Here is a 16,518-nt window from a genome sequence, read left to right as displayed (position 1 = left end):
CGTGTCTTCGGCTTTCGCCCTCGGAGGGGCCGTACGCTTCGCAATTCTCCGAAGGGAACGCCATGGCCATGGACGCCATCTCCGTCATCCGCACCAAGCGGGACCGCGGTGAGCTGACCGACGAGCAGATCGACTGGGTCATCGACGCCTACACCCGGGGCGAGGTCGCCGACGAGCAGATGTCGTCGCTCGCCATGGCGATCCTGCTCAACGGCATGAACCGGCGCGAGATCGCCCGCTGGACGGCGGCCATGATCGCGTCGGGCGAGCGCATGGACTTCTCGTCGCTGTCCCGCCCGACGGCGGACAAGCACTCGACGGGCGGCGTGGGCGACAAGATCACGCTCCCGCTGGCGCCGCTGGTGGCCGCGTGCGGAGCTGCCGTTCCCCAGCTCTCGGGCCGGGGCCTCGGCCACACCGGCGGCACCCTGGACAAGCTGGAGTCGATCCCCGGCTGGCGCGCACTCCTGTCGAACGAGGAGATGCTGCACGTCCTGGACACGACGGGCGCGGTGATCTGCGCGGCGGGCGACGGCCTGGCCCCGGCGGACAAGAAGCTCTACGCGCTGCGGGACGTGACCGGCACGGTGGAGGCCATCCCCCTGATCGCCTCCTCGATCATGTCGAAGAAGATCGCGGAGGGGACGGGCTCGCTGGTCCTGGACGTGAAGGTGGGCAGCGGCGCCTTCATGAAGACGATCGAGGACGCCCGCGAACTGGCCTCGACCATGGTGGGCCTCGGCACGGACCACGCGGTGAAGACGGTCGCGCTCCTGACGGACATGTCGACCCCGCTGGGCCTGACGGCGGGCAACGCGCTCGAGGTCCGCGAGTCCGTGGAGGTCCTGGCGGGCGGCGGCCCGGCGGACGTCGTCGAGCTGACCGTCGCCCTGGCGCGCGAAATGCTGGACGCGGCGGGCGTGAAGGATGCCGACCCGGCGAAGGCCCTGGCCGACGGCTCGGCGATGGACGTCTGGCGCCGCATGATCGCGGCCCAGGGCGGCGACCCGGACGCCGTGCTGCCCACCTCCCGTGAGCAGCACGTGGTGAAGGCCCCGTCCTCCGGCGTCCTGACCCGCCTGGACGCCTACGACATCGGCATCGCCGCCTGGCGCCTCGGCGCCGGCCGCGCCCGCAAGGAGGACCCGGTGCAGGCGGCGGCGGGCGTGGAGATGCACGCCAAGCCGGGCGACACGGTCAAGGAGGGCCAGCCCCTGCTGACCCTCCACACGGACACCCCCGAGCGCTTCGCGTACGCCCTGCAGGCGGTGGAGGGGTCGTACGACATCGCGGCACCGGGGACCGAGTTCGCGGCCACGCCGGTGGTGCTGGAACGCATCGCCTGACCAAGGCATGGCGCGGCGCGATGAGTTCCGCCCCTCCGGCGGGTCTACCGGACGTGGACGCCAAGGAACCCGCCGTGCTCGTGCTGCCCGGCCCCGTCAGCCGTGACGACGTGGCCGGGCTGTGTACCGCCGCGCGGGCGCTGCTGGAGGGCGGCGGCCCGGAGCGCGTCGTCGTGTGTGATGTGGGTGGGCTGGGGCCGCCCGGGCTCGCCCACATCGATCTGCTGGCGCGGCTGGAGCTGACCGCCCGCCGGGCCGGCGGGCGGATACGGCTGCGGGATCCCGACCCGGCGCTACTGGCCCTTGTGGTCCTGGTCGGGCTCTCCTTCGAGGTGGAGGGGCAGGTCGAAGAGGGGGAACCAGCGCTGGGTGTCGAGGAAGCAGTGGAAACCGGTGATCCGGCCGTCTGAGATCTCCAGGATCTGCACCGCCCAGGGACTGAACCCGCCCTTGTCCGGATCCGGCTTGTAGTGCGCGAACCCCGGCAGGCCGTTGGCCCGGACCGGCAGCAGGCGGGAGCCGGCACAGGAGGCGCCGAGGGTGGTCATGAAGCCCGTGATGTCCGCCGTACCGCGCAGCCACAGGTCGAACGGCGGCATCGTCATGACGGCGTCCTCGTGGAGCAGCGCCGTCAGGGCCGTCATGTCGTAGCCCTCGAAGGCCTTGACGTACCGCTCCAGGAGTTTTTGCTGCTCCTCGTCCAGCGGGTCCGACACCGCGCCCTCGGGGCCCGCGGCCGCGTGCTCGGCGAGTGTGGCCCGGGCCCGCTGGAGCGCGCTGTTGACCGAGGCGACCGTGGTGCCCAGCAGCTCGGCGACCTCGCTCGCCTTCCAGGCCAGCACCTCGCGCAGGATCAGCACTGCCCGTTGCTTGGGCGGCAGTTGCTGCAGCGCCGCCATGAACGCGAGCCGGACGGTCTCCTTGGCGACGGCCGCCTCCGCCGGGTCCTGCACCGCCGGCAGCACGCGCGCGTCCGGCATCGGCTCCAGCCAGGTGCTGTCCGGGCGGGGGGAGAGCGCCGCCTGGGCGAGCGGGGTCGAGTCGGTCAGATCCATCGGCCTCGCCCGTTTGCTGCCCGCCGTCAGCATGTCCAGGCACACATTCGTCGCGATCCGGTACAGCCACGAGCGCAGGGAGGAACGGCCCTCGAACTTCTCGTAGCTCCGCCAGGCCCGCACCAGGGTGTCCTGCACCGCGTCCTCGGCCTCGAAGGAGGAGCCGAGCATCCGGTAGCAGTACCCGGTCAGTTCGGTCCGGTGCTTCTCCAGTGCGACGTCCAGGTCCGCCGTCGCCGTGCTGTCACCCATCGTGCACCCACCCCTGTGGCCGTACCTGCTCGCGCTCCATCGCGCCCCAGCACTTCGGAAGCTACCGCAGCCCACTGACAATGGCCCCCGGAGTGCGAAAAAGCCCGGCTCAGGCCAGCGCCGGGATCTCAGTGCGCCGCGAGTGGCTCCCGGCGGGCCGCCACCCGGGCCGCCCGCGAGCCGGCGACGGTGATCGTGACGACACCGGCGACCGCGAGCAGGCCCACGCCGACCGTGCCGCCCCAGCCGTCCGCGTGGAAGGCCGTCGCACCGACCGTGCTGCCGACGCTGGAGCCGATGTAGTACATCGACTGGTACAGGGCCGAGGCCTGGGCACGGCCGTGGGTGGCGGTCTTGCTGACCGCCGAGGACGCGACCGCGTGCCCCGCGAAGAAGCCCGCGGTGATCAGCACCAGGCCCAGCAGCACCAGCGGCAGCGAGGGCGCGAGCGACAGCAGCAGACCTGCCGTCGTCGTACCGCCCGCCAGGTACAGCGCGCCCCGGCGGCCGAGGCGGCCCACCAGCCGGCCCGCCGTCGACGCGGACACCGTGCCGACCAGGTAGACCAGGAAGATCGAGCCGATGATGCCCTGCGGCAGCCCGAACGGCGCCTCCGTCAGGCGGTAGCCGATCACCGTGTACACGCCGCCGAACACCGTCATGAACAGCGCGCCGATCGCGTACAGCCGGCGCAGCAGCGGGTCGGCGAGGTGGTCGCGGACCGTGCCCAGCAGGATGCGGGGCCGCAGCGAGCCCGCCGTGAAGTGCCGCGGGGCCGGCAGCAGCAGCCGGAAGGCGATCGCGCACCCGACCGCGACCACGCCGATCACGCCGACCGAGACCCGCCAGCCCCACTCCTGGGCCACCCAGCCGGTGATCACCCGGCCGCTCATGCCGCCGACGCTGTTGCCCGCGACGAACAGGCCGATCGCCGTGACCAGCGCCTTCGGCCGGACCTCCTCGGCCAGGTACGCCTGCGCCGAGGCCGGCAGACCGGCCAGCGCCGCGCCCTGCACCGCCCGCAGCACCACCAGCACGCCGAGCGACGGCGCGAGGGGCACCAGCAGGCCGACGGTGACCGCGACGGCCAGCGAGCCCGTCATCACCGCACGGCGGCCGAAGCGCTCCGACAGGGCACTCATCGGCAGCACGAACAACGCCAGTCCGCCGGTCGCGGCCGCCACGGTCCAGCTCGCCTCGCTCGCCGCGACCCCGAACTCGCCGGAGATCAGCGGCAGCAGGGCCTGCGTCGAGTACAGCAGCGCGAAGGTGGCGACTCCGGCGAGGAAGAGGGCGAGGCTCATCCGGCGGTAGCCGGGGCCGCCCGGGGTCATCCGGGAGTCGGAGCCGGGGAGGTCGGCGGCGGGGGCGGGGGAGGTGGCGCCCACGGTGGTGGACGCCCCGGTACTGGCGGGAGACATGCCTCGACCGTATGTACGGCCCGTCTCATGCGTCCAATGCATGGAATCGCCATAATCGTTCCCATGGTGCATCAGCAAAGCTCACAGGCCCGCCTGTCACCGAACAGTGACACAGAAGACATGTCTGAGATGTCGATGGTGCTGGCTCCCCGCCTCGCGTACTTCGCCGGCGTGGCCCGCACCGAGCATGTCACCAGGGCCGCCGTGGAGCTGAACGTCCCCCAGTCCACGCTCTCGCGCGCGATGGTCCGCCTGGAGCAGGACCTGGGCGTGGACCTCTTCGCCCGCCACGGCCGTACGGTCTCCCTCACCACGGCCGGCCGCACCTTCCTCGCCTCGGTCGAACGTGCCCTCGCCGAGGTCGAGCGGGCCGCCGAGGAGGTCCGTGCCGACGCCGACCCGGCCACCGGCAAGGTCGCCTTCGGCTTCCTGCACACCATGGGCGCCGAGACGGTCCCCGGCCTCCTGCACGCCTTCCGCGCCGACCACCCGCGCATCCGCTTCAGCCTGGTCCAGAACTACGGCGAGGCCATGCTGGAGCGCCTGCGCGCGGGCGAGCTGGACCTGTGCCTGACCTCCCCGGTCCCGGACGCCCCCGACCTGGTGGCCCGCCGGCTGGACGAACAAAAGCTCCGCCTGGTCGTCCCCGCCGACCACCCCCTGGCCACCCGCAGACGCATCCGTCTGGCCGAGGCCGCCGACGAAACCTTCGTCACCCTGGAGCCCGGCTACGGCCTGCGCCGCATCACCGACGCCCTGTGCCGCGAGGCGGGCTTCCGCCCGAGGGTCGCCTTCGAGGGCGAGGAGGCGGAAACCCTCAGGGGCTTGGTGGCGGCGGGCCTGGGCGTCGCCCTGCTGCCACCGCCCACCGTCCCGAGGCCCGGAGTCGTGGAACTGACGGTCACGGCTCCCAGGGCGGCGCGGGAGATCGGAGTGGCGTGGCTGGCGGACCGCCCGGACACACCCCCGGTGGCCGCGTTCAAGAAGTTCCTGCTGTCGAGAAGAGGGAATCTGCTGCCGGCCTAGGGTCACCGGCGGCCCGGGGTGCTACCGCTTCAGCGACTTGCCGAACCCCACGGCCAACGGCATCCGCAGACCGATGGGCGGCGGAGCGGCCAGCGCGTCCTCGACGGGCCGGGACACGTGGTGCCCGAACAGCGCCCCGAGCATGAAGTCGGCGGCGAGGCACTCGACCTCGTCCCGGTGCCCGTGCAATCCGTGTCCGTCGGAGTGCACTTCGAACCGGCACACTTCCCGGTTCACCTTCTTCGCCCGCGCCGCGAACCGGAACGACAGCTCGGGATCGGTCCGCTGGTCGTTCGTGCCGTGCACGATCAGCACCCGGCGCCCCACGAGCTGCCGCACCGGCTCGGCGGGCGCGGCCACGTCGTCCTCCGGCAGCCAAGGGGCGAGCGCCACCACGGAGTTGACGGCCTCGTGCCCGCCCGCCCGCAGCGCGGCCCGGGCGCCCATGTCCACCCCGACCAGGCACACAGGCACGTCCCCGTAGCGCCGTACGACCTCGTCGGCCGCCCACTGCGTGTCCGCCGCCAGGTGCGCCTCGCTGCCGTTCCAGCCCCGGTAGCGGTAGTGGACGGTGTGGACGGCCAGACCCTCCGGCCGGCCGGCGCGTGCGAGCCGACGGCTCAGCGAGCGGACCGCGATCGTCACCCGTACGGGGGACGGCCTGCGGGCGGAGGCCTCCTCCCCGCCGGGGAGCAGCAGAACCGCTCCGCTCACCGACGTCGGCTCCGGGCCGACTGCCTTTCCCAGCCTGGCCGTTCGGACCGGCGTCGCTTGCTGTCCCATGACAGAACAGTGTCAGAAGGGGCGGTGTGCCAAACCCGTACGTGCGGTCACCGTTGCGTATCGACGGAAAAGTGACCGGAGGGATGCCCGGAATGAACTGTCGCGTTCCCCGGGTGCTCTACGCGCGTAGGAGTTAGAGTGCGCAGATGACGAGCCAGACTGCACCGGCCGGGACCTCCTCGGCGAGCGTCCCGGCGCACGTTCCGACGCCGGACCAGATCCGCCGGGCGCCCAAGGTTCTGCTGCACGACCATCTCGACGGCGGGCTCCGCCCGGGCACCGTCGTCGAACTCGCCCAGGAGGCAGGCTACCCGGACCTTCCCGAGACCGGTCCGGACAAGCTGGGCATCTGGTTCCGCGAGGCCGCCGACTCCGGCTCGCTGGAACGGTATCTGGAGACCTTCCGGCACACGGTCGGCGTGATGCAGACGCGGGACGCGCTCGTCCGGGTCGCTCGTGAGTGCGCCGAGGACCTCGCCGAGGACGGCGTCGTCTACGCCGAGGTGCGCTACGCACCCGAGCAGCACCTGGAGCGGGGGCTGTCCCTGGAGGAGGTGGTCGAGGCCGTCGGCGAGGGGTTCCGGCAGGGCGAGCGGCTCGCCCGGGCGAACGGCCACCGCATCCGGGTCGGTGCCCTGCTGACCGCCATGCGGCACGCGGCCCGCTCCCTGGAGATCGCCGAACTCGCCAACCGCTACCGGGACTCGGGCGTGGTCGGCTTCGACATCGCGGGCGCGGAGGCGGGCTATCCGCCCACCCGGCACCTGGACGCCTTCGAGTACCTCAAGCGCGAGAACAACCACTTCACCATCCACGCCGGCGAGGCCTTCGGGCTGCCCTCCATCTGGCAGGCGCTGCAGTGGTGCGGCGCCGACCGGCTCGGGCACGGGGTGCGGATCATCGACGACATCGAGGTCCGCGAGGACGGCTCGGTACGGCTCGGGCGGCTGGCGTCGTACGTCCGCGACAAGCGGATCCCGCTGGAGCTGTGCCCCAGCTCCAACCTGCAGACCGGGGCCGCCCCTTCGTACGCCGAGCACCCGATCGGGCTGCTGCGCCGACTGCACTTCCGGGCCACCGTGAACACCGACAACCGGCTGATGTCGCACACCAGCATGAGCCAGGAATTCGAGCACCTCGTCGAGGCATTCGGTTACACGCTCGACGACATGCAGTGGTTCTCTGTCAATGCGATGAAATCAGCGTTCATTCCTTTCGATGAACGACTGGCCATGATCAATGACGTCGTCAAGCCCGGATATGCCGAGCTGAAGTCCGAATGGCTGTTCCAGCAGACGGCCTCCACCAGTGGTTCTGTCGACTCGCAGGGCTGATCGCACCCTTCGCTCGGCGCGGAATGCGGACACGCTTTCACAAGGTGTCCGCATTTCGGTGTTTGCGGGGGGTGGTTCGGCATGTTTACGGTCGTGGACCGCTCAGATCATTTGTGATCTCCCGTCTCCCCATTCAAGGACGCATTCACCATGAAGCAGTCTGCCGCCAAGACCCTCGGTGTCGCCGCTCTCGGTGCCGCCTTCGCCGCCGTCGGCGCGGGCGCGGCCAACGCGGCCCCGGCCCTCCCGCAGACCGGCCAGGTCCCGCAGGCCCTGGGCTCCGTCACCCAGACGCTGCCGGGTGCCGCCGAGGCGCTGACCCAGGGGAGGGGTGCCGTGGGTGCCGGGGTGGCCGCCGCGCAGCCGACCGTCCAGAGCGCGCTCGCGAAGGGCCCGACCGCCCCGGCCGCCGGGCTGCTCGGCGGGCTGCCGACGCACCACACGGGCCTGCCCACGCACGGTATGTCGGCGAACGGGATCCCGCTCGGCTGACGGACGGCAAGCGAGGCCGCGGCCGCTGCCGCAAGGCCGTACGACGCCGCTGGGGCGCTTCCGGAGCTGCTGTCCGGGAGCGCCCCGGCGGCGTTCCGTGTGCGCGGCGGCGTGCGCGGACGTCGGCGGACCCGGTGTCACCAGGCGGTGCGGGTCTTCTCCTCGGACGGCAGCAGGATCCACAGCGCGATGTAGAGCAGGAACTGCGGGCCCGGCAGCAGGCAGGACAGCAGGAATATCACCCGCATCGTCGTCACGGAGATGCCGAAGCGCCGGGCCAGCGCGGCGCACACTCCGCCGATCACGCGGCCGTGGGTGGGGCGGGCAAGGGCGGTCATCGAGTCTCCTCCGTGGTCGTCGGCCCGCTTGCGGGCCGGTGGCCGGGGCCGCCCCGGTGGCTTCCCTCGACCTTCTTCCACGGTAGGGAGACGAAGAGGATGAAACCTCGCTCTACGGGGCGATCCCGACCCTGGGAATCGTCGGGGTGCGCCCCTGAGACAGCTCTTCCTGCACGGTGACGAACCACTCGGCACAGGCGTCGGTGTCCTCGCGCGCGTCACGCGTGTCGCGCCGGCGCAGCCGGGCCCGTCCCGCCGGCACGACGGCCAGGTGGGCGAGGACGACACCCGTGGTGTTCAGCAGCAGCGAGTCGACGTCCACGACCCTGCCGGGCACGCCGGTCTGCAACAGCGCGATGCCGAGGGAGAGCAGGGCGCCCGCCGCCGCCGTACGGATCAGGGAGGAGAGCGGGGAGACGGTGAGCCTGCCGTGCGCCATCGGCAGCAGCACGCCCAGCGGGGCGAGCAGGGCGAGGCCCTCACCGATGCGGTGGGCGGCCTCCAGCCGGCCCAGCGCGAGATCGGCCCGGATACCGGCGAGCGGGTGCAGGTTGGGGGGCGCCACCCAGGGCACGTCCAGCGGGCGCAGCGTCAGCCAGGCGACGAGGACGAGATGGGCGACGAGGAGGACACCCCCTGTCACCCGGATACGGATCGTGGCACTGCCGCCGAAGGAGCCTTGACGCTGCACGAAGCCCTAGACGCACCGCCGGGCACGATCGGTTCCGCGTCGGGCTCCCCGACTTGGCCCGGCCGCCCGCCGCCACGCACCTGGTGCCCCTGCCAGGGCACTAGGCCTTGCCGGGCGCCTCGCTGGACGGCGGTTCGTTGTGGCCCGGGCGGCTGCGGACGTCGTCCGTGCAGGCGTAGCGGTGGGGGGTGTCGGGGGCGGGGCCGGCCAGGATGACCGAGCCGTCGCCCTCCGTCGCCGCCGAGTCGGACAGGGTGCACACCACCTGGGCCAGGGCGTAGGAGGTGAGCCGGGACAGGGGGGTGCTCAGGCGGAGGGTGTCCTCGGGGTCCTTCGGGCCGGGCCCGCTGACGCTCAGGCCGCCCGGCACGTACGTCGTGTAGCCCGCGGAGCGTTCCGCGGCCGAGGGCGCCGCCGCGAGCTGGTCGAGCAGGCCCTGCGCCACGATCACCCGGCGCCGGGCGTCCCCTGTGCCGTCGGGGACGGGCACCGTACGGTCGACGGTCACCAAGGACGCCTCGCACAGCAGGAAGACCTGCACGGGCACCCCGTGCGAGGACTGCGTGGCCACGTCGGGCCCGGCCAGCGAGCACGGCACCCGGGAGGGCGCGGGCCCGAAGTCGGTCGGCACCTGGGTGGCCCGGATGCCGCAGCCGGAGAGCAGCAGGCCCAGGAGGGGCAGCGCCATCAGGCGTCGTACGGTCATGACCCCTCCTTTCCGGAACTGCCCTTGTCGCCCCCGGCGTTCTTGCCGCCGGTGTCGTGCGTGTCGTGCGTGTCGTGCGTGTCGTGAGTGTCGTGCGTGTCGTGCGGGCCGGCCCCGGTGTCCTTGCCGCCCTCGTCCGGCTCCTCCGTCAGCCGTGAGGCGTCCCGCGGCAGATGCAGGGTGAACACCGCGCCGCCGTCGGGCGAGTTGGCGGCGGTGATCTCGCCGCCGTGGATATGGGCGTTCTCCATGGCGATGGACAGGCCCAGCCCGCTGCCCTCGGAACGCGGCCGCGAGGCGCTCGCCTTGTAGAAGCGGTCGAAGACGTGCGGCAGGACGTCCTCAGGGATGCCCGGCCCGTGGTCGCGGACCGCGATGACCACCTCGAAGTCCGCTGCCCTGACGGACACCCGCACCGGCGAGCCGCCGTGTTTGAGCGCGTTGCCGATCAGGTTGGCGAGGATGACGTCCAGCCGGCGCGGGTCGAGGCGGGCGTGGATGCCGCGCTCGGCGTCCAGCTCGACGGCGTCCAGCCAGGCACGGGCGTCGATGCAGGCGGTGATCTGGTCGGCCACGTCGACGTCGTCCAGGACCAGCCGGGCGGTGCCCGCGTCGAAGCGGGTGACCTCCATCAGGTTCTCGACCAGGTCGTTCAGCCGGCGCGTCTCGCTGACCACCAGCCGCACCGCCGGTTCGATCATCGGGTCGATGCTGCCCGACTCCGCCTCCAGCTCCTCCTCCAGCACCTCCGTCACGGCGGTGATGGCGGTGAGCGGCGTCCGCAGCTCATGGCTCATGTCGGCGACGAACCGGCGCGAGGCCTCGTCCCGGGCGGCCATCTCCGCGACCCGCTTCTCCAGCGCCTCGGCCGCGTTGTTGAACGTCCGGGACAGGTCGGCGAGTTCGTCCGTGCCCGACACCCGCAGCCGGGTGTCCAGCTTGCCCTCGCCGAGCCGCCCGGCCGCGACCCCCAGCCGGTGCACCGGCTTCAGTACGGTCGTGGCGGCGGCCTGGGCGAGCAGCGCGGCGCCGATCAGCGCGAGACCGGTGGCGATGCCCAGCGACCAGGCCAGCGAGTTGAGGTCCTTGGCCTCCGGCTCCAGCGACTTGGCCATGTAGCCGGTCGGACCGCCGCCGATCACCTTCGTGCCGGCCACCAGATACGGCGTGCCGTGCTCCACGACCCGCTGCCAGTACAGGTGGTACGGCTCCTTGTTGGCGTCGGTGACCTTCTGCTGCTTGTTCACGGCCGCGCGCAGCGAGCCCGGCACGTCCTCCAGCGAGAAGCCGTTGATGCCGCCCGAATTGCCGTACACCGTCTTGCCGCGCGCGTCCTGGCCGGCCAGCAGCACGCTGAAGCTCTGGCTGCTGGCCGCCATCTGCCCGGCCGTGCGCTGGAGCTGGTCCTGCGAGGGGTGCGCCGGCAGCGCGCCCGCACGGTTCTGCATCTCCTGGCGGAAGTCGCGCAGCACCGCGTCCTGGGCACGGGTGAGCACCGCCTCCCGGTTCAGCCAGTACGCGATGCCGGATGCCGAGACGGCGGCCGTCAGGGCCACCAGCCCGAAGACGACGACCAGGCGCAGCCTGAGGCTGGTGAACCTGAGCCGTGACAGATTTCCCTTGCGCCCCGCGGCCCAGCCGCGCAGCCCGCCCTGCCGGTCCGTCACTGAGGTGTGTCCAGGCGGTAGCCGACACCACGGACGGTACGGATCAGGGTCGGGGAGGAGGGCACGTCCTCGACCTTGGCGCGCAGCCGCTGCACACAGGCGTCCACGAGCCGGGAGTCACCGAGGTAGTCGTGCTCCCACACCAGCCGCAGCAGCTGCTGCCGGGACAGCGCCTGGCCGGGGCGGCGGCTCAGCTCCAGCAGCAGCCGCAGCTCGGTCGGGGTCAGCTGGAGATCCTCGCCGTTCTTCGTCACGGTCATCGCCGAGCGGTCGATGACGAGGTTGCCGAAGGTCGCCGAGTCGCTGGACTCGCGCTCGCCGCGGCGCAGCACGGCCCGGATCCGGGCGTCCAGCACCCGGCCCTGGACGGGTTTGACGACATAGTCGTCGGCTCCGGACTCCAGCCCGACCACCACGTCGATGTCGTCACTGCGCGCGGTCAGCAAAATGATCGGCAGCTGGTCGGTGCGCCGGATGCGACGGCACACCTCGAAGCCGTCGATGCCGGGCAGCATCACGTCCAGCACGATCAGGTCGGGCCGTTGCTCGCGCAGGAGCTTCAGACCGTCCTCACCGCTGGCAGCGGTCGCCACCCGGTGTCCCTGGCGCGTCAGGGACAGCTCCAGGGCCGTGCGGATGGCGTCGTCGTCCTCGATCAGCAACAGGGAAGGCACAGGCTCATTCTGGCCCATGGACCGGCCGTCCTCCCACCTGCCCGCACCAGCCCGTCCCTACCGCCACGACATGTGCACTTTCTGTGACACCCCTGAGTGGGGGCCCTGTGACAGGTCTGTGACAGTCGACGGACACGGCGATGAAGTCACCCCGGCAGGCTTTTCGTCACGGGCCGGACGGGCAGCCGGGAGGCAGCCGGACACGGCCCGGCAAGACCGAACCACCGGAAGTCCACGACGGGGAGCGCGAGATGAACACGCTGCACAGCATCAGCACCAGCGCAGTTGTCACGCGTCTGCACGACGTGCACCGGGGGTCCGAGAAGTCCGGTGCCGTGAGCGGGCGGGGGTGCGCTCGCGGCACCGGACGTCAGCACCCGGCGTACATGTCGGTGGTTGACGCGCACACGGGGGAAGCGCACGGGGGATCCGCGTACAGGGAGGACTCGGGGGAGCAGCGCCGCTCGCTGACGGAGGCGGAGTTCACCGCCTACGTCCAGGAGCGCCGCGCCTCCCTGTACGCCACCGCGTACCACCTCACCGGCGACCGCTTCGAGGCCGAGGACCTGCTGCAGAGCGCGCTGTTCTCGACGTACAAGGCGTGGGACCGGATCAGCGACAAGGCCGCGGTCGGCGGGTACCTCCGCCGCACCATGACCAACCTGCACATCAGCGCCTGGCGGCGCCGCAAGCTCAACGAGTACCCGACCGAGGAACTGCCCGAGACGCCCTCCGACACGGACGCGATGCGCGGCACCGAACTGCGCGCGGTCCTGTGGCAGGCGTTGTCCCGGCTGCCCGAACTCCAGCGCACCATGCTGGTCCTGCGCTACTACGAGGGCCGCACGGACCCGGAGATCTCCGAGATCCTCAACATCAGTGTCGGCACGGTGAAGTCCAGCATCTGGCGCTCGCTGCGCCGGCTGCGCGAGGACGAGGTCCTCAGCTTCGGCCGTGACGAGGAGAACGCCTTCGGCGAACTGGTCGCCTGAAGGTCAGGGGTCACCGGGGGGTGGCCCGAGGGGGGACACGGGGGAATCACGGGGGAACACGAGAAGCGGGACTGGAAGGCTGGGGGGCCTGTCCAGTCCCGCTGCTTCGTACGGACGACTCCTACGCCGTCGTCTGCTGCCGGGCCTGCCGCCCCGCCGCCGCGGCGGCCAGCCGCCCCAGGGCCTCGTCGCGCTCGCACGGGTACGCGCCCAGGGACACCTGGCGGGCGACGATCGACCGCTCCGCGCGCATCAGCCGCCAGCCGCGGCGCAGCAGGAACGGCACCGACTTGCGGCCCTCCTTCAGATCCCGCAGGAAGCGCCGCCGGAAGGTGGTGACCGGGCCGCGGTTCAGGCACAGCGCGTCCGCGAGCAGGCCCAGCTCCCGGCAGCGCTCGACGATCTCCGCCGCGAAGACGCCTTCGGCGATGAACAGCCCGGTACGGCCGATGTGCAAGGTGTTCTCGCCGGTACGGGCGCTCAGCGCGATGTCGTACACCGGCACCGGGGTCGAGCCCGTGCCGCACAGCCGGGCGATGGCCTCGACCGCGACGTCCGCGTCCCACGACCGCGGATGGTCCCAGTCGATGTCCGAACTCCCCTCCACCAGGGGCAGAGTCGGGTCGTCACCCTCCTTGTAGAAGTCGTCCAGGCGCAGCACGGGAAGCCCGGAACGGGCGGCGACGAGTGACTTGCCCGAGCCCGAGGGACCGCACAGCAGCACGACACGGGCGGGGGACGGGGGATGAATGCTCACGGAACACCAGTTTGACGCATGGCGGGCCGCCTGCCGACCCCGCGGGTCGGCTTTTGAGCGTGACTCCCGCCTCAACTACCCTACGTGTCGACATCATTACCCTGCGCACCAGAAGGTGGCACCAGCGATGGCCCGTCAGACCTCCCCCCAGCATCCCGTCGCGCAGCGCGCCCTCGTCGCCCTCGCGACCGCAGGCGCGGCCCTGGGCGCGGGCGCTGCCACGGCGCACGCGGACTCGGCAGCCCCGGTCCTGTCGGTGCCGTGGCGCCCGACCTCCCTCGGCAAGATCAACCCCGAGGCCGGACTCACGGTCCTCACGGCCACCGTCCCCTACGTCACCGGCCCGGTGGCCGGCCTCAAGCCAAACCCCCTGGCGGGCACGGGTGTCGACCCGCTGGACAACGGGGTGGGTACGCAGCTGGCCGACTTCAAGCCGGTCGGCTCCCAGATGCTGACGGCGCCGGTCGCCGAGGCACGGTCGCTGGGCTCGATTCCGGGGGTGGGGCAGGTGATGGGGGCCGTGGGCGACTGAAGGCGCCCCTGAAGGGGCGCGGGGCCGCATCGGTGTGCGGCTCCGTCGCGTGGGCGCGGCCTGCCGGGCGCAACCGCACCCGGCAGGCCACAGCCCCCGCCCCTGTCCGGTGGCTCAGTAAGAAGACCCCGACGCGCCGAGCGACCCCGTCGGGTGCCACACCGTCTTCGTCTCCAGGAACGCCGTCAGCCGCTCGGTCCCGGGCGTCTCGAAGTAATCCACAGCCTGTGGACGAAGGACCCGCTTCAGGTTGTCGGCCGCCGCGATCTCCAGTTCCCTGGCCAGCGCGTCGTCCGCGCCCGCGAGGTCGATCGCGTTGACGTCCTGGTGCGCGGCCAGCGGGGCCGCGATCTCCGCCGTGCGGCCGGACAGGACGTTGACCACGCCGCCCGGGACGTCGGAGGTGGCCAGGACCTCGCCGAGGGACAGGGCCGGCAGCGGGGCCTTCTCGGAGGCGACCACGACCGCCGTGTTGCCCGTCGCGATCACCGGGGCCAGGACGGAGACCAGGCCCAGGAAGGACGACTCCTGCGGGGCCAGTACGGCCACCACGCCCGTCGGCTCGGGCGAGGAGAGGTTGAAGAACGGGCCCGCGACCGGGTTGGCGCCGCCGGTCACCTGGGCGATCTTGTCGGTCCAGCCGGCGTACCAGACCCAGCGGTCGATCGTGGCGTCCACGACCGCCGCCGCCTTCGGCTTGGACAGGCCCTCCGCGTCGGCGACCTCGCGCACGAACTGCTCGCGCCGGCCCTCCAGCATCTCCGCGACCCGGTACAGGACCTGGCCGCGGTTGTACGCCGTCGCGCCGGACCAGCCGCCGAACGCCTTGCGCGCGGCGACCACCGCGTCCCGGGCGTCCTTGCGGGACGCGAGCGGGGCGTTGGCCAGCCAGTTGCCCTTCCCCGCCGCGTCAGCGGCTGATGTCTTCGTCGTCACCTCGTACACCCGGCCGCTCTCGGAACGCGGGAACTTCCCGCCGACGTACAGCTTGTAGGTTTTGAAGACGCTCAAACGGTCAGACATCGAGGTATGCCTCCAGGCCGTGGCGGCCGCCCTCGCGGCCGAAGCCCGATTCCTTGTAGCCGCCGAACGGCGAGGTCGGGTCGAACTTGTTGAACGTGTTGGACCAGACGACACCGGCGCGGAGCTTGTTCGCGACGGCCAGGATCCGGGAGCCCTTCTCGGTCCAGATGCCCGCCGAGAGGCCGTACTGGGTGTTGTTGGCCTTCGCGACGGCCTCGTCCGGGGTGCGGAAGGTGAGGACCGACAGCACCGGGCCGAAGATCTCGTCGCGGGCGATGGTGTGCGCCTGGGTGACGTTCGTGAAGAGCGTCGGCGCGAACCAGTAGCCGGAGGCGGGCAGTTCGCAGGCCGGGGACCAGCGCTCGGCGCCCTCGGCCTCGCCCTGCTCGGCCAGCGCGGTGATCCGGGCCAGCTGCTCGGCGGAGTTGATCGCGCCGATGTCGGTGTTCTTGTCCAGCGGGTCGCCCAGGCGGAGCGTCGCCAGCCTGCGCTTCAGGGCGTCCAGCAGCTCGTCCTGGATCGACTCCTGCACCAGCAGACGGCTGCCCGCGCAGCACACCTGGCCCTGGTTGAAGAAGATGCCGGTCACGATGCCCTCGACGGCCTGGTCTACGGGTGCGTCGTCGAAGACGATGTTCGCGCCCTTGCCGCCCAGTTCGAGGGTGAGCTTCTTGCGCGTACCGGCGACCGTGCGGGCGATCTCCTTGCCCACGGCCGTCGAACCCGTGAAGGCGACCTTGTTCACGTCCGGGTGCGCGACGAGCGCGGCGCCCGCGTCGCCGTAGCCCGGGAGGATGTTGACGACACCCCTGGGCAGGCCCGCCTGGCGGCAGATGTCCGCGAAGAACAGCGCCGAGAGGGGAGTGGTCTCCGCCGGCTTCAGGACGACCGTGTTGCCGGTCGCCAGCGCCGGGGCGATCTTCCACGCCAGCATCAGCAGCGGGAAGTTCCACGGGATGACCTGGCCGGCCACGCCCAGCGGCCGCGGGCTCGCGCCGAAGCCGGCGTGATCGAGCTTGTCCGCCCAGCCCGCGTAGTAGAAGAAGTGGGCCGCGACCAGGGGCAGGTCCGCGTCCCGCGTCTCCTTGATCGGCTTGCCGTTGTCCAGCGTCTCCAGGACGGCCAGCTCACGGCTGCGCTCCTGGATGATCCGGGCGATGCGGAACAGGTACTTGGCGCGCTCGGAACCGGGCAGCGCCGACCACTTCTCGAACGCCTTGCGGGCGGCCTTGACGGCACGGTCGACGTCCTCGGCACCGGCCTGGGCGACCTCCGACAGCGCCTCTTCCGTGCTGGGGCTGACGGTCTTGAAGACCTTGCCGTCGGCCGCGTCCGTGAACTCGCCGTCGACGAACAGGCCGTAGGCGGGGGCGATGTCGACGACCGAGCGGGACTCGGGTGCCGGTGCGTACTCGAATGCGGAAGCCAT

General features: G+C 71.8%; 18 protein-coding genes. 7 read left to right on the top strand and 11 right to left on the bottom strand.

Annotated elements, in window-relative coordinates; all coding sequences use genetic code 11:
- The first annotated feature begins 68 nt into the window (after nucleotides 1-68).
- Nucleotides 69-1,346 (top strand): thymidine phosphorylase, encoded by a 1,278-nt coding sequence (locus tag A6P39_RS17635; RefSeq protein WP_199840723.1) that lies wholly within the window; start codon nucleotides 69-71, stop codon nucleotides 1,344-1,346.
- A 20-nt stretch (nucleotides 1,347-1,366) separates the two neighbouring features.
- Entirely contained in the window at nucleotides 1,367-1,756 is a 390-nt protein-coding gene (locus A6P39_RS17630; protein ID WP_159395984.1) for an STAS domain-containing protein, read from the top strand.
- Here the strand turns inward: A6P39_RS17630 and A6P39_RS17625 are convergent.
- Both A6P39_RS17625 and A6P39_RS17620 read right to left on the bottom strand, forming a co-directional pair.
- A complete protein-coding gene (locus A6P39_RS17625; RefSeq protein WP_067041744.1) occupies nucleotides 1,640-2,653 on the bottom strand; it encodes a sigma-70 family RNA polymerase sigma factor in 1,014 nt (337 codons plus the stop codon). The genes A6P39_RS17630 and A6P39_RS17625 overlap by 117 nt on opposite strands.
- A gap of 128 nt (nucleotides 2,654-2,781) precedes the next feature.
- Nucleotides 2,782-4,074, bottom strand: a complete 1,293-nt coding sequence (locus tag A6P39_RS17620; protein ID WP_067041748.1) for an MFS transporter — start codon at nucleotides 4,072-4,074, stop codon at nucleotides 2,782-2,784.
- A 63-nt stretch (nucleotides 4,075-4,137) separates the two neighbouring features.
- Between A6P39_RS17620 and A6P39_RS17615 the strand changes: the two genes are divergently transcribed.
- Nucleotides 4,138-5,100: a LysR family transcriptional regulator gene (locus tag A6P39_RS17615; RefSeq protein WP_067041750.1), complete on the top strand. Its 963-nt coding sequence runs from the start codon at nucleotides 4,138-4,140 to the stop codon at nucleotides 5,098-5,100.
- A gap of 21 nt (nucleotides 5,101-5,121) precedes the next feature.
- Here the strand turns inward: A6P39_RS17615 and A6P39_RS17610 are convergent, their stop codons facing one another.
- Nucleotides 5,122-5,883 carry an alpha/beta hydrolase gene (locus A6P39_RS17610; protein WP_159395985.1) on the bottom strand — a complete coding sequence of 254 codons (762 nt, stop codon included), beginning with the start codon at nucleotides 5,881-5,883 and terminating at the stop codon, nucleotides 5,122-5,124.
- Nucleotides 5,884-6,029: 146 nt separating this feature from the next.
- Here A6P39_RS17610 and A6P39_RS17605 point away from each other — a divergent pair, with 146 nt between their 5' ends.
- On the top strand, nucleotides 6,030-7,217 hold the full coding sequence (locus tag A6P39_RS17605; protein ID WP_067041756.1) for an adenosine deaminase: 1,188 nt from the start codon (nucleotides 6,030-6,032) through the stop codon (nucleotides 7,215-7,217).
- Between the two features lie 150 nt (nucleotides 7,218-7,367).
- On the top strand, nucleotides 7,368-7,709 hold the full coding sequence (locus tag A6P39_RS17600) for an ATP-binding protein (RefSeq protein ID WP_067041759.1): 342 nt from the start codon (nucleotides 7,368-7,370) through the stop codon (nucleotides 7,707-7,709).
- A gap of 137 nt (nucleotides 7,710-7,846) precedes the next feature.
- Here A6P39_RS17600 and A6P39_RS17595 read toward each other — a convergent pair whose 3' ends face one another.
- The 5 genes from A6P39_RS17595 to afsQ1 form a co-directional block, all read right to left on the bottom strand.
- Entirely contained in the window at nucleotides 7,847-8,047 is a 201-nt protein-coding gene (locus A6P39_RS17595; RefSeq protein ID WP_067041762.1) for a PspC domain-containing protein, read from the bottom strand.
- Between the two features lie 112 nt (nucleotides 8,048-8,159).
- Entirely contained in the window at nucleotides 8,160-8,738 is a 579-nt protein-coding gene (locus A6P39_RS17590; protein WP_067041765.1) for a VanZ family protein, read from the bottom strand.
- Nucleotides 8,739-8,838: 100 nt separating this feature from the next.
- Nucleotides 8,839-9,444, bottom strand: a complete 606-nt coding sequence (locus A6P39_RS17585) for a hypothetical protein (protein WP_067041769.1) — start codon at nucleotides 9,442-9,444, stop codon at nucleotides 8,839-8,841.
- Nucleotides 9,441-11,111 (bottom strand): sensor histidine kinase, encoded by a 1,671-nt coding sequence (locus tag A6P39_RS17580; RefSeq protein WP_159395986.1) that lies wholly within the window; start codon nucleotides 11,109-11,111, stop codon nucleotides 9,441-9,443. Before A6P39_RS17580 ends, A6P39_RS17585 begins: the two co-directional genes overlap by 4 nt.
- Nucleotides 11,108-11,785 (bottom strand): two-component system response regulator AfsQ1, encoded by a 678-nt coding sequence (afsQ1, locus tag A6P39_RS17575; protein WP_067041772.1) that lies wholly within the window; start codon nucleotides 11,783-11,785, stop codon nucleotides 11,108-11,110. The genes A6P39_RS17580 and afsQ1 overlap by 4 nt, the downstream gene beginning before the upstream one ends.
- A 251-nt stretch (nucleotides 11,786-12,036) precedes the next feature.
- On the opposite strand from afsQ1, the gene A6P39_RS17570 reads away from it, so the two are divergent.
- A complete protein-coding gene (locus A6P39_RS17570) occupies nucleotides 12,037-12,777 on the top strand; it encodes a SigE family RNA polymerase sigma factor (RefSeq protein WP_067041776.1) in 741 nt (246 codons plus the stop codon).
- Between the two features lie 121 nt (nucleotides 12,778-12,898).
- Here the strand turns inward: A6P39_RS17570 and A6P39_RS17565 are convergent, their stop codons facing one another.
- On the bottom strand, nucleotides 12,899-13,534 hold the full coding sequence (locus A6P39_RS17565; RefSeq protein ID WP_234378783.1) for a uridine kinase family protein: 636 nt from the start codon (nucleotides 13,532-13,534) through the stop codon (nucleotides 12,899-12,901).
- A gap of 127 nt (nucleotides 13,535-13,661) precedes the next feature.
- Here A6P39_RS17565 and A6P39_RS17560 point away from each other — a divergent pair, with 127 nt between their 5' ends.
- Entirely contained in the window at nucleotides 13,662-14,066 is a 405-nt protein-coding gene (locus A6P39_RS17560) for a hypothetical protein (RefSeq protein ID WP_067041782.1), read from the top strand.
- Nucleotides 14,067-14,180: 114 nt separating this feature from the next.
- Here A6P39_RS17560 and A6P39_RS17555 read toward each other — a convergent pair whose 3' ends face one another.
- Nucleotides 14,181-15,089 (bottom strand): aldehyde dehydrogenase family protein, encoded by a 909-nt coding sequence (locus tag A6P39_RS17555; RefSeq protein WP_067041785.1) that lies wholly within the window; start codon nucleotides 15,087-15,089, stop codon nucleotides 14,181-14,183.
- A complete protein-coding gene (locus tag A6P39_RS17550) occupies nucleotides 15,082-16,518 on the bottom strand; it encodes an aldehyde dehydrogenase family protein (protein ID WP_067041788.1) in 1,437 nt (478 codons plus the stop codon). The genes A6P39_RS17555 and A6P39_RS17550 overlap by 8 nt, the downstream gene beginning before the upstream one ends.

It is taken from the genome of Streptomyces sp. FXJ1.172, assembly GCF_001636945.3.
GTDB lineage: Bacteria > Actinomycetota > Actinomycetes > Streptomycetales > Streptomycetaceae > Streptomyces.
The sequence above is the reverse complement of the archived record's forward strand: the minus strand, read 5'-3'. Positions and strand labels throughout refer to the sequence as shown.

Coding starts and splice junctions, on each gene's coding strand:
- A6P39_RS17635 (WP_199840723.1), top strand. CDS start 69: ATGGACGCCATCTCCGTCATCCGCACCAAGCGGGACCGCGGTGAGCTG.
- A6P39_RS17630 (WP_159395984.1), top strand. CDS start 1,367: ATGAGTTCCGCCCCTCCGGCGGGTCTACCGGACGTGGACGCCAAGGAA.
- A6P39_RS17625 (WP_067041744.1), bottom strand. CDS start 2,653: ATGGGTGACAGCACGGCGACGGCGGACCTGGACGTCGCACTGGAGAAG.
- A6P39_RS17620 (WP_067041748.1), bottom strand. CDS start 4,074: ATGTCTCCCGCCAGTACCGGGGCGTCCACCACCGTGGGCGCCACCTCC.
- A6P39_RS17615 (WP_067041750.1), top strand. CDS start 4,138: ATGGTGCATCAGCAAAGCTCACAGGCCCGCCTGTCACCGAACAGTGAC.
- A6P39_RS17610 (WP_159395985.1), bottom strand. CDS start 5,883: ATGGGACAGCAAGCGACGCCGGTCCGAACGGCCAGGCTGGGAAAGGCA.
- A6P39_RS17605 (WP_067041756.1), top strand. CDS start 6,030: ATGACGAGCCAGACTGCACCGGCCGGGACCTCCTCGGCGAGCGTCCCG.
- A6P39_RS17600 (WP_067041759.1), top strand. CDS start 7,368: ATGAAGCAGTCTGCCGCCAAGACCCTCGGTGTCGCCGCTCTCGGTGCC.
- A6P39_RS17595 (WP_067041762.1), bottom strand. CDS start 8,047: ATGACCGCCCTTGCCCGCCCCACCCACGGCCGCGTGATCGGCGGAGTG.
- A6P39_RS17585 (WP_067041769.1), bottom strand. CDS start 9,444: ATGACCGTACGACGCCTGATGGCGCTGCCCCTCCTGGGCCTGCTGCTC.
- A6P39_RS17570 (WP_067041776.1), top strand. CDS start 12,037: ATGAACACGCTGCACAGCATCAGCACCAGCGCAGTTGTCACGCGTCTG.
- A6P39_RS17560 (WP_067041782.1), top strand. CDS start 13,662: ATGGCCCGTCAGACCTCCCCCCAGCATCCCGTCGCGCAGCGCGCCCTC.
- A6P39_RS17555 (WP_067041785.1), bottom strand. CDS start 15,089: ATGTCTGACCGTTTGAGCGTCTTCAAAACCTACAAGCTGTACGTCGGC.
- A6P39_RS17550 (WP_067041788.1), bottom strand. CDS start 16,518: ATGGCTTCCGCATTCGAGTACGCACCGGCACCCGAGTCCCGCTCGGTC.